Genomic DNA, 11,911 nt, shown 5'->3' on the forward strand with positions numbered 1-11,911 from the left:
TGAAAACACGGATAAGGTCAAAATCTAAATCTTGTTTTTATCCGTGCTTTCCGTGCTTTCCGTGTCTTCCGTGTCTTCCGTGTCTTCCGTGGCTAAGACACTTTGGTTGGCCACGGACGCTCACTGAAAACACGGATAAGGTTTAATAAATGCAAAACCTATCTTTTTTTCATCCGTGTTTTCCGTGTATTCCGTGGCAAAACAGGGCGGTGTCTCTACAGGCTACCGAGGCGTTGGCCTTGGTAGCTGCCGTCTTGCACACGTTTCCACCAGGTTTCGTTGGCGAGATACCACTGCACGGTTTTACGTAGGCCGGTTTCGAAGGTTTCTTCTGGCGCCCAGCCGAGTTCGCGTTCAATTTTGCTGGCATCAATGGCGTAGCGTACGTCGTGGCCGGGGCGATCGGTCACGAAGGTGATGAGCTCACGGTACGACCGCTCTTGTGGCACTAGCTCTTGAAGCAGGTCGCACAGTGTTTCAACAACGGTAAGGTTGGCTTTTTCGTTATGCCCACCAATGTTGTAGGTTTCGCCGATTTCACCTTCTGTGGCTACTTTGATTAAGGCGCGGGCGTGGTCTTCTACATAGAGCCAATCGCGGATTTGCTGGCCATTGCCATATACCGGGAGTGGTTTACCGGCCAGGGCGTTGAGAATCATCAACGGGATCAGTTTTTCTGGGAAATGGTACGGGCCGTAATTATTTGAGCAGTTGGTTACCAGCGTGGGCAGGCCGTAGGTACGCTGCCAGGCGCGCACTAAGTGATCAGAGCTGGCCTTGCTGGCGGAGTAAGGCGAGCTTGGCGCGTAGGGTGTCGTCTCGGTGAATAGGTCGTCGGTGCCTTCCAAATCGCCATACACTTCATCTGTACTGATGTGATGGAATCGAAATGCATCACGACGCTCACCTTCCAGGCTATTCCAGTAACTACGTGCCGCCTCTAGCAGTACTGTGGTGCCAACTACGTTGGTTTGGATAAACTCGGCGGGGCCATCAATGGAGCGGTCTACATGGCTCTCGGCAGCCAAGTGCATAACGACATCGGGTTGGTGCTGTTCAAACAGTTGTTGCATGGCGGGTGCATCGCAAATGTCGGCCTGCACAAAGGCATAACGCTCACTGGTTTCAACATTGACAAGCGATTCTAAATTCCCTGCATAGGTGAGCTTGTCTACATTCACCACACGGTGGGTAGAGTTTTGGATAAGCTCACGCACGACCGCTGAACCAATAAAGCCAGCGCCGCCGGTAATTAGGAAAGTTTTGTTCGCCATGTATTACATCCTTGAGTTTGCTATTCAGTTTGTTCAGCAGCGGTGTTGGAGCCGCCCTGCTCTTGCTTGAGTGCTTCTAGGTGACGTTGGGCGTTAGCTACTTGCTGTTGCCGCTTGGGGATGTCATCACGAATATGTTTACGGTAGATAGGCAGTAAATTTTGTTGGTTAGCGATTTTTAATGCTCTTTGCGCCTCCGCCAACTTGCTTTTTGCTTGCTGTAGGTGTTTGTCTGCTTCGGGAATGTTGCTGGGCAAACTGTCAAACCGCTTGGGCTTATGCGCTGCCTTGGGCTTAGTGACCTCTTTGCCACTATCAACGTCTGCGTGATAGGCCTTGATCGCTGCATTAATATCGTCATGCCAGTAGGCGCGGCCCTCTTTTAGATACAGCCCTGCTTGGCAGAGGTCTTTAAGGATGCCTTCCGAGTGGGAAACCATAATCAGCGAGGCTTTACCAATTCGCTCTTTAAATAAGGCTTGTGCTTTGGCTTTGAAAGCACGGTCGCCTACGGCGGTGGCTTCATCCGAGATATAAACATCAAAATCGAAGGAGAGGGAAAGCCCAAACGAAAGCCGTGCGCGCATCCCTGATGAATAGGTACGTACAGGCTCATCAAAGGCTTTGCCAATTTCGGCGAACTCTTCAACAAACTGGATGACCCGTTTTACTTCTTTTGAACCACTACCTTGTGTACGGGCGACGAACTTGACGTTTTGCCGCCCGGTCATGTTGTTTTGCATGCCGCCAGCCAGCCCCACCGGCCAGGAAACGCGGCTGCGGCGGATGACTTCGCCGCGTTCGGGTTTGTCCATCCCGGCGATCAGTTTGAGCAGCGTGGATTTACCCGCGCCGTTGGCACCAATCAACCCCACGCTCACCCCCGTGGGGATCGTGAGGTTAATGTCTTTGAGCACCCAATCGCTGCCGTGGTGGTTGTGGTAGCGTTTGTAGAGGTTGTTTATTTCGATCATTTGGTAGTGGTTGCCGATGGTGTTTCGATGCGGTTTGGTGGCGTTTCAACATTCCGTGGCGTAAAGGGCCGCCGCCGCGGGTAATTGCACGCTTTCGAGGTTGGCGATGTTCGTAGCGCGGCGTAAGCGGAGCGCACCCGCGAAGCACCCCGTTAGGGGTGCTGGTGAGGCCAGTGAGGTTTGCTCGGTTACTGTGGCTTGATCGGGGCGGCTAGGGCCGCCCTTCGCGGGTGCCTCTTTCGCTCGTTGCTCTCGCTCTTTCGTTACGCCGCGCTACGGGGTGGTGGCTCGCTTGACTATTACGTTGTGCAACGGGGTTGCACGCTTTCGAGGTTGGCGGTGTTCGTAGCGCGGTGTAAGCGGAGCGCACCCGCGAAGCACCCCGTGAGGGGTGCCGGTGAGGCCAGTGAGATTTGCTTGATCACTGTGGCTTGATCGGGGCGGCTGGCGCCGCCCTTCGCGGGTGCCTCTTTCGCTCGTTGCTCTCGCTCTTTCGTTACGCCGCGCTACGGGGTGGCTCGCTTGACCATTACGTTGTGCAACGGGGTTGCACGCTTTCGAGGTTGGCGGTGTTTCGTAGCGCGGCGTAAGCGGAGCGCACCCGCGAAGCACCCCGTGAGGGGTGCCGATGAGGCCAATGAGCTTTGCTCGATCACTGTGGCTTGATCGGGGCGGCTGGCGCCGCCCTTCGCGCCGGGCCGCCGCTGCGGGTGCCTCTTTCGCTCGTGACCTCGCTCTTTCGTTACGCCGCGCTACGGGGTGTTTGCCGCCTTTCGAGGTGTTGCCGCCATTCGAGGTGTTGCCGCCTTTCGCGGTGTTGCCGCGCTTGATCGTTATGCAGTGAACTGGGGGTGGTTCTATTCACCATTCATCACTGTCACACCCCTTCCTTTTCGGGCGTACATCGCTTCCAACTCACGTTTGAGTGCGCTGCGGGCGGTTTGTTCGCCGTGCACCAGGTGGATGGTGTGGGGCCAGCGGCGCATGCGTTTGACGAAGTTGAGTAGGTCTTTTTGGTCGGCGTGGGCGGAGTAGCCGCTGATGCTGCTAACCCCTGCTTTGATGTCGTACCGCTCGCCGTCGATGTTTACCCAGCCGCCTTGTGGGCCGTATTGCTGAATATCCCGCCCTGGTGTGCCTGCGCCTTGGTAGCCCACAAACAGTACTTGGTGGCGTTCGTCGCCGAGCATGGCTTTGAGGTAGTTCATAATGCGCCCGCCTGCGCACATGCCGCTGGCGGCAATCACTACTGCCGGTCTACCCGTTTTAGCCAAGTACTCTACGGTTTGTTCATGCTCGGCGTGGCTATCCACCGTGTAGAGATTGGCAAAGTTGAGCGGGTGACGGCCACTGCGCAGGCGGCGTTGGGCTTCGTCGTCCCAGTAGGGTTTCAGCTCGCGGTATACCTGGGTGAAGCGGGCGGCGAGCGGTGAATCAACGATGATTTCTAGCGCTTGCCACAGGCTTTTGGGTAAGCCGCGTTTGGCGTTGCGCTCGGCTTCGTAAATGATGCCTTCCAGCTCGTAGAGCAGCTCTTGGGTGCGGCCTATGCTGAAGGCGGGCACCATGATCGTGCCGCCGTTAGTGAGTGCTTGCTCGATGGCCTGCTTCAGCGTGGCGCGGCGCTGGCGGCGGTCGGGGTGCTGGCGGTCGCCGTAGGTGCTTTCGAGTACTAGCTGTTCACAGCCGTAGGGGGATTTAGGTGCGGGGAGTAGCGGTGCGTAGGGCGCGCCTAAATCACCGCTGAAGATGACCCGTTCCTTTTCGCCGTTGGGGTGCTGGTGGGCTACTTCCACGTAGCTGGAGCCGAGAATGTGCCCTGCCCGCTTGAGCTTTACTCGTGTGGTGATGCCTTCTTCGGATTTTCCGACCACGGTGTGCCATTTGCCGTAGGGCACGCTGACGATTTGGCTTTCTAGCTGCTGCTGGAAACGCTCGATGAGTTGGGCGTTGCGGGTGAAGCCGATTTTTAGAGCGTCTTCAATCACCAGGGGCAGAAGTTTGGCCGAAGGAATGGAGCAAATGATTGGCCCTTTGAACCCGGCAGCCAGTAGGTAAGGCAAGCGGCCTACGTGGTCGATATGTACGTGGGTGATGACCAGCGCTTTTACAGTGCTGATATCGAATTCGATTTGAAGCTGATCGAAGGCGTCTTCTGTTGCGTCTTCGCCTTGGAATAGCCCGCAGTCGATCAGCAGTGAATGTTCGCTATCGAGGGTGAGCTGGTGGCAGCTTCCGGTGACGCCTTTGGCTCCGCCGTGGTGGGTGATGTTGAGCATTGAATTCCTTTTCGTGCTTTCTTTCAGTGCTGTGGCGCGGCCGTCGCGGGCTGAAGCCCCCTCCCACAAGAGCTAGTTGCTTGGATGGGCTACTGAGCTTGCTGTGGGAGGCCAATTTATTGGGCGATTGCTTGAGCGGGCTAGGTGCGGTGGCGTGATCGGGGCGGCTAGCGCCGCCCTTCGCGGGTGCCTCTTTCGCTCGTTGCTCTCGCTCTTTCGTTACGCCGCGCTACGGGTTTGGTGCCGCCATTCGAGGTGTTGACGCGATTGATCGTTATGACGCGATACGAGATCTCTGCAAGCTTCTTAACGTTGGCGGTGTTTACGTAGCGCGGCGTAAGCGGAGCACACCCGCGAAGCACCCCGTGAGGGGTGCTGGTGATGGCGTGAATGTCAGCGGTTACTGAATAGGTTCGATCAGGGCGGCTGGCGCCGCCTTCGCGGGTGCCTCTTTCGCTCGTTGCTCTCGCTCTTTCGTTACGCCGCGCTACGGGGGTGGTGCCGCCATTCGAGATGTTGACGCGGTTGATCGTTATGGCGCGAAACGGGGTTGGTGCCACGCCTCATAACGTTGGCGGTGTTCCCGTAGCGCGGTGTAAGCGGAGCGCACCCGCGAAGCACCCCGTGAGGGGTGCTGGTGATGGCGTGAATATCAGCGGTTACTGAATAGGTTCGATCAGGGCTTCCAATGTGTTGGCACTCAATATGCCTTCCATCCAGTTTTCCAGCTGCTCTATGGAAGCCGCCTCAATTTGGGTATCGGCCCATGACGGTAACTCGCCAAACTTCAGCATGAGCAGCTTTCGCAGCATATTTTGTGCTTCATGCTGACGGCCCTGTTGCATGCCCTGTTGCATACCTTGCTGCATGCCTTGCTGCATGCCTTGCTGAATACCTTCCGTACGAAGACGCTCTGCTAAACCAGCCATTTTGCTTTCCTCCTGAGGATAGCGCCTTTGGTAGGCTTGTCTTTCATCTGTGCTTAAATCGCTGTAGATATCGACAAAGTCTATGTATTTGAGTTGCTTTTCAATGCTTGGTTCCAGCGAAAACAGACCTTGTATGGCATTGGCGTATACATCGATTTTATCTTTCTCTGCCCATGCCATATTCGGTAAATTCAGGCGCGCCACGATATTTTGGCTACTAAAATACTGATTGGCCGGCAATTTATTTAAATGTGTATGTAAATAGTGAAACTGTAGGTAGCTATGGCGTTCACTTCGAATATGCAGGCTTTCTGCCACTTTTTTATTAGAATTCAAAAAAATCACCACCGGTACCACTCGTTCTGTATCGAATAGCTCACTCAGGTGCAGTGTGTAGTGCGCCAGCCTGTGGATCGAGAAACGGCCGGGATCCGTTTCTTCTTCTAGCGTGAACAGTAGCGCTTCGCGTTGCCCATTTGGCCACTCTACCAGCAACGGTACGTCTAGCTCATGAAATCTGTCACCCAGGCGCTCTTTTAATTGCTCCTGGCGAATAGGAGTGACTTTGACGCTAGGCAGTAAATCTCCAGCCTCTTCTGATGCAAAGAAAGCGAGGGCTTCGCGAGGATAGTCCAAAATCAGGTTTTTGAAATTTTGATCGTGGCTTGTACGGTTCGCCATGGCTTTTCCTTGCTGTAGCTCAGTCGGGGCGGCTAGCGCCGACCGTCGCGCCGGGCCGCGGGTGCTCGCCCATGAGTATCGTTGGCGATGCATCCGTAGCGCGGCGTAAGCGGAGCGCACCCGCGAAGCACCCCGCTAAGGGTGCCGATTATGCCAACGGGGTTTGATTAATCGCCGTGGCTCAATCGAGGCGGCTGGTGCCGCCATTCGAGGTGTTGACGCGATTGATCGTTATGACGCGATACGAGGATGGTGCCACGCCTCATAACGTTGGCGGTGTTCCCGTAGCGCGGTGTAAGCGGAGCGCACCCGCAGGAGCAGCGGGAGTCGTGTTGCGGTTAGTTAAGCGGCTTGGCTTTTTAAGAGTGGCCATGCACCTTGCTTCGAGGCCTCCAGAATGACGATTTCATTGATCGTGCCATCCTCTGCGTAACTAATATGTGTATGCCAATCTTGAGAAACCTCCCTAACGGTAGGCTTTTCTGATAGGTGCAGAACCAGGATATCATCTGCTTCATCGTACGTAGTTCGCATTACTTATCCTCCCACTCAAAGTGATGCATGACTGTCTTTACCACTATTTTATCTTCCAAGACTGCTGCAATAGACAAAAGGTTGTCTTGACGATTTTCAAAATATCGCGCTATCCAAAACCGCGTAGCATCTTTGTATTTTACGGTTCCCTGCTCTACCAATTCTAGCAGCTCATTTTCTGTAATATTTCGAGTAGCCATGCGCTCACGGGCATGACGTGTTATATGAATATTTACCTTGAAACGGTGACTATGCATATTTACTTTCTGCACTTTTGGTTTGGGCGTCTTGCAGACGCCTTCGCGCCGGGCCGCCGCTACGGGTGACTCTTTCGCTCGTTGCTCTCGCTCTTTCGTTACGCCACGCTACGGGGTGATAGCCCCCTTCACCCTTCACCCTTCACCACTCACTACTTACTACTCACCACTTACTACTCACTATTCACTATTCACTATTCACCATTAACAACTCACCACTCACCACTCACCAACAATCCTAATCTCGGTGGTCTTTGACGATCATGATGAGCATGCTGAGGATGAACGCGAGGAAGATGGTGATGATGGCGAAGACGCTGCTGTTGTAGAGGCGGTTGGGCTCTGTTGGGTATTCCGGCATCAGCGGGCTTTGTAGCACGCTGACCTGCTTGAGCTGGCGGGCGGCTTCTAAGCGGGTGTTTTCTAGCGCGGCCAGGGCGCTGGAGTAGGTTTCCTGGGCGAACTGGGCTTGCAGCTCTAGGGTTTCGTACTCGGCAGAGACGCGGTTGAGCGAGTTGCCGGTGGCTTGGGCTAGGCGGTCGCGCTGCTCTACGATTTGGTCACGCAGGGCTGCAATGCTGCGCTCTACTTGGCGTAGCTCGGCCGATTGCGAGCTTTGGAAGCTGGCCAGGGCGTTGCGCTGGGCTTGCAAGCGGGCAAGATCGCCTTCAAGCGTTGCCACGACTTGGTTGATGCTTTCTACCGTGGCGGTAGGTGATACCAAGCCGTATTCGTTCTGGAAGGCGAGCAGTTGAGCGCGGGTTTCTTCGAAACGCTCTTCTAAACGCACCATTTGCCGCTCTAGAAAACGTACTTGCTCATCAGCAAGGCGGTGGCCCATTTCGTTCATGTGGTTTTCGCCCGCTTCTAGCAGTAGCGATGCCATATCGTGGGCGAATTCCGGCGTGTAACCTTGAACATAGATATTCAATACGCCTGCATACTCATCCAACTCTACCTCTACCCGGCGCAGGTAGTATTCATGTAGATCTTCAATGGGTACGTTGGGGTCACGCAGCTTAGCGAAGAAGTCGCCGTGTTCGCTGTAGTGTTGGCGAATGCCTAACTGCTCGTCTAGCAGGCGGAGCATATCGACCGACAGTAAATGCTCACGCAGTAGCAGCAGGTCGGCAGTATTGCCCGCACCACTTCCCATAAGTGAAGAAAGGCTAAACTCAGGCGTTGCCACCTGCGGGCTTTCGAGCACCACGGTAGCTCGGGAAACATAACGCTCTTGCGCCCATACAAACCAGTAGAAGCTGACAAGGGCAATTGCCACTAATGCAAACGCCCAATGCGGCGACTTCTTAACAAAACGAGTGAACGATATAAACATTAATTATTTAGCCTTTAACCGGTCAACAAAGCGGAGATGCATAAGTAGCCCCAGCGCATTTAGCGAAAGTGTCACCAGCCAGAAATACGTCATACTGGTGCCATGAATAATTTTGTAATTCTCAAAAAAACCCAACCGTAATGTTTCCAACCCATGAGGAATGGGGTTCAGCATTAGATACTCCAGCATCCAATGAGGAAGCTGATTCAAAGGAAATATGACGCCAGAGACAATTAACAAAGGAAGGGAGGTTATACGAATAATTTTGCCTACTTCAGGCACTAGCGTCGAAGCTACAGAAACGACTAGCCCCAACCCTATACCTAACCCCCATAACGCTAGCCAAGCTGATATTGCACGAACAGCATTATCGGGGAATAGCTCTAAACCAAGCAGCAAGCCGCCCGCAATAAAAATTAAAAATACAAAGGTACGCAGTGTTCCTTCCAAGAAATTGCGTACTACGACAGGGTCAACAGGATGCACTTGACGGTATGCAAACAGGGCGCTGTTACCTTCAATCGCCCCCATGCCCCGGAGCATGCCTTCGCGAACTAGGAAAAAGCCCATCATTCCGACAATCATCCAGGGAATGAAGGGGGCATTAGCAATCAAATTATCGCCGCTGATAAAACTGCGTATACCGACCATTACGGCAACAAGCGCAAAAGGCTCAAAAATCATCCAGAACCAGCCCATGCGGTCGCTCATGGTGCGAGAAATAGCTTCCCGCATAAACATGGCGTACCACACGCTGCGGGTGACTTGCCAAGGGGTGCGCGCCCCTTTTGGGGCGCTGTGTGTGTTGTTCATGAGGCTGTTTCTTTTGAGGTCAAGAACTTACATGAGGGGTTTATAAAAGTCTGTGGCGTGGACAGGGCTGCTTGCGCCGCCCTCCGCGGGTGCCTCTTTCGCTCGTTGCTCTCGCTCAGTCGTTACGCCGCGCTACGAGATACTACCTTCACCACTCACCACTCACCACTCACCACTCACCATTCACTATTTACCAACCACCCATCACAAATCCACTGCCACGCGGGTGGCTACAGCCACTTGGTAGAGGATTTGCGTGAGCGTAGCGGCTAGCTGCAGGTTGTGGGTGGGCGCTTCTGGCATGACGAGGATTTCATCACCTGGGCGCAGCGGAGTGTTGCGGGCGTTTTCCACCGCGCCGTTTTGGCGAACCAGCAGGATGTGGTCATCGTCGGCACGCTGGGTAAAGCCGCCAGCGCTTTCGATGTAGTCGATCACGCTCATGCCGGGGCGGTATACCGCCGCTTGCGGCACCAGTACTTCACCGCTGATCAGAATGGAGTCGCTGATTTCCGGAATGGTGATCACATCGCCATCTTGCAGGCGGATATCCGCAATGCGGTCGTTGTAGGCCACTACCAAGCGGCCGCTGGGCTCTAGCTCGCGGGCGCGCTGCACGAAGTTTTGAATCAGTTCGGCTTCTTGGGCACGAATTTGCGCTTCTTCGTTGGTGCTGGATTGGGCGCTGAGGTAGGTGGTTTCCAGGCGGCGCAGGCTCTCTTCCATGGATTGCTGTTGCTGCTGTTTCACGCTTTCACGCTGTAGCGAAATGCTTTCCACGGCGGTCATGTTTTCCGGCACGGGAATGGCATCCAGCAGTTCACTCAAGCGCGCATCGCGGGGTAACGCAAAGCGGGATGGGCCGTAGTAGCTGCCCTCTACTTCTACCACGATAGTTTCGCTGCGCTGATCGGCGCTGAACGCCACTTCATCGCCACTGCGAATGGTTTGAGTATAGAACTCGTTCAGCGGGAAGTACTGGGCCATGGGGCCATCGGAGCGGTCGCCGCGCAGCAGTACATGAGATACGCCGCTTCTGAGGCGGGCAAGCTCTACCAGTTCGGCACCGCTTAGCTGGTTGCCGATAAGCTCGTAGCGGTGTTCACGGTGCACATCGCCCACCACGGCAATGGCCGGGCCGCGCTCTTCCACTACGATGGTGTCGCCATCCTGAAACTGCGGGCGCGCGATGCTGCCATTGATCAGGAAGTCGTAGAGATCCACCGTGGCGACGGTTTGGTCGTTGCGAATCACGCGGATTTGGCGATAGCTGCCCAGGTCTTGATCAATACCGCCTGCTTGGTCCAGGAAGTAGAGCACGGAGTCGTTGGGAGTTCCTGCAAAGCGGCCGGGGTTTTCCACGTAACCAGTGACGAACACGGCCACGGGCTGCACGCCCTGTACGTTGGTGTATACCTGTACGTTTTCGGGGTACACCGAGGTAATCGCACCGCGCACGCGGCTATCCACCTGCTGGCTGTTTTGGCCTTCTACATTCAGCGGGCCAGAGCCGGGAATAAAGATGTTGCCTTGGGCATCCACCGGCAGCACGCGGTCAAACTCGAACGCGCCCCAGGCACGCACGGTGATTTGGTCGCCGGGCTTGACTTGGTAATCGGCATTTAGGCCGTCTCCCATCGCCCCACGAAAGCCACCGGTAAAGAGGTTCGCTCCAAAGGGGGGAAGCGCATCGGGGTTTTGCTGGGGCTGGTTCGCTACCGGGCCGTAGGTACCGCTACGCCAGTCGGCGCGGGGAGTGTCGTTCACCGGAGGCTCTACCCGCTGCTGGCTGGCCTGGTCTTCCGGAAGAATGGTATTGGGTAGGCTTATACTCTGCGCCCAGCTAACGCTGCTGGCGGCACTGCCCAGCAAAGCCAGTGATAACACCGCTACCGGGCGCGTGAGGGAAAGCCGTTTCATTACGCGTTGCAAGCTCATTAATAGCGCCCTTGTGTGGTTCCTGGGGAGTGCGTCATTGGCGAGGTGAGCGACATCGCCCCTTGCTGGCTTTCTGGCAGCAGCATGCGCTGATTTACCCAACCGTTGGGGGTCGCGCAGGTAAGCGCGGTACGGGCAGCACCGCTACCCTGCTCGATGACCCGCAGTTTGCGGCACTCGCGACCACTGGCGGCCAAATAGGGCGCATCGGCCACGATCTCGACGTTATCGCCCCAGGGGCTTTGTACTAGGTTGAGCACGGCACCGGCAGGCGCTTGTGCGAGAAAGCCGTTGAGGTTTTCATCTTGCAGCGGCTTGGCGGTGTCGTTACCAAGCACGTACTGGACCTGCTGCTGGTTGCCGCTCGGGTAGGTAGCGCAGCCGCTAACGACGGCAACGCTCAAGGCGGCCAACAGCATGCGAGCTGGCCGCGCTATGAAAATGAGGGAGTTTGACATGGTGATTTCCAATAAAAAGGCACGCTACCGCCCAGGGATTGTAACGGGCGCATTCCCTTGCCCTATGCTGTGCGGATGAAATGTAATTAACCTGCGCCATTAAAAAGCACCCTGCATTGTAAGGGATTAACCGCTGGGGCTCTACGTTGACAAGGCTTTTACAGAAAATTAACTCTGTTTAGCATGCCGTGCATTAGGCGGCGTACAATAAAAAAATCGGCTCGCGTCCAAAATCCATGAACGTGACGGGGAGCAGCACCCCAACCTCACGTCAGCGAGATGAATTTTCTAGTTTTTAAGATCGAGTAGGAGGGGGAGTCGCCTCCCCCGTCCTCTCACACCACCGGGCAAACGGATCCGTACCACGGCGGTTCCTGTCCCCCATTATCGGGCTGAGCTTCGTTCCGCTGAATTCGCTCGCCTGTGTGCTCTGAGCGC

The 11,911-nt window shown here is 55.3% G+C and carries 11 protein-coding genes; 1 reads left to right on the top strand and 10 read right to left on the bottom strand.

From position 1 onward, the window contains the following. Nucleotides 1-215 precede the first annotated feature (215 nt). Entirely contained in the window at nt 216-1,274 is a 1,059-nt protein-coding gene (gene rfbB / locus AC13CN_RS05945; protein WP_054641467.1) for a dTDP-glucose 4,6-dehydratase, read from the bottom strand. Nucleotides 1,275-1,294: 20 nt separating this feature from the next. Further along, the gene (locus AC13CN_RS05950; RefSeq protein ID WP_054641468.1) at nt 1,295-2,248 is read right to left on the bottom strand and encodes an ABC transporter ATP-binding protein; all 954 of its coding nucleotides are present in this window, start codon (nt 2,246-2,248) and stop codon (nt 1,295-1,297) included. A gap of 637 nt (nt 2,249-2,885) precedes the next feature. Here AC13CN_RS05950 and AC13CN_RS05955 point away from each other — a divergent pair. After that, nucleotides 2,886-3,092 carry a hypothetical protein gene (locus AC13CN_RS05955; RefSeq protein WP_062363623.1) on the top strand — a complete coding sequence of 69 codons (207 nt, stop codon included), beginning with the start codon at nt 2,886-2,888 and terminating at the stop codon, nt 3,090-3,092. A 13-nt stretch (nt 3,093-3,105) separates the two neighbouring features. Here the strand turns inward: AC13CN_RS05955 and AC13CN_RS05960 are convergent, their stop codons facing one another. The 8 genes from AC13CN_RS05960 to AC13CN_RS05995 form a co-directional block, all read right to left on the bottom strand. Next, nucleotides 3,106-4,527 carry an MBL fold metallo-hydrolase RNA specificity domain-containing protein gene (locus AC13CN_RS05960; protein WP_483053083.1) on the bottom strand — a complete coding sequence of 474 codons (1,422 nt, stop codon included), beginning with the start codon at nt 4,525-4,527 and terminating at the stop codon, nt 3,106-3,108. A gap of 659 nt (nt 4,528-5,186) precedes the next feature. Then, nucleotides 5,187-6,137: a DUF4351 domain-containing protein gene (locus tag AC13CN_RS05965; protein WP_483053084.1), complete on the bottom strand. Its 951-nt coding sequence runs from the start codon at nt 6,135-6,137 to the stop codon at nt 5,187-5,189. Between the two features lie 342 nt (nt 6,138-6,479). Then, the gene (locus AC13CN_RS05970; protein WP_016913348.1) at nt 6,480-6,671 is read right to left on the bottom strand and encodes a DUF2283 domain-containing protein; all 192 of its coding nucleotides are present in this window, start codon (nt 6,669-6,671) and stop codon (nt 6,480-6,482) included. Continuing rightward, nucleotides 6,671-6,928: a DUF4258 domain-containing protein gene (locus tag AC13CN_RS05975; protein WP_074210383.1), complete on the bottom strand. Its 258-nt coding sequence runs from the start codon at nt 6,926-6,928 to the stop codon at nt 6,671-6,673. The genes AC13CN_RS05970 and AC13CN_RS05975 overlap by 1 nt, the downstream gene beginning before the upstream one ends. A gap of 238 nt (nt 6,929-7,166) precedes the next feature. Next, nucleotides 7,167-8,264: a KpsE/RkpR family capsule polysaccharide export protein gene (locus tag AC13CN_RS05980; RefSeq protein WP_054645379.1), complete on the bottom strand. Its 1,098-nt coding sequence runs from the start codon at nt 8,262-8,264 to the stop codon at nt 7,167-7,169. Between the two features lie 3 nt (nt 8,265-8,267). Then, nucleotides 8,268-9,077, bottom strand: a complete 810-nt coding sequence (locus AC13CN_RS05985; RefSeq protein WP_054641793.1) for an ABC transporter permease — start codon at nt 9,075-9,077, stop codon at nt 8,268-8,270. A 204-nt stretch (nt 9,078-9,281) separates the two neighbouring features. Next, complete coding sequence (locus tag AC13CN_RS05990) at nt 9,282-11,015, bottom strand: polysaccharide biosynthesis/export family protein (protein ID WP_089675776.1); 1,734 nt, start codon at nt 11,013-11,015, stop codon at nt 9,282-9,284. Next, nucleotides 11,015-11,473: a DVU3141 family protein gene (locus tag AC13CN_RS05995; RefSeq protein WP_062374989.1), complete on the bottom strand. Its 459-nt coding sequence runs from the start codon at nt 11,471-11,473 to the stop codon at nt 11,015-11,017. Before AC13CN_RS05995 ends, AC13CN_RS05990 begins: the two co-directional genes overlap by 1 nt. Between the last annotated feature and the right edge of the window lie 438 nt (nt 11,474-11,911).

It is taken from the genome of Vreelandella sp. L-25, from assembly GCF_056857535.1.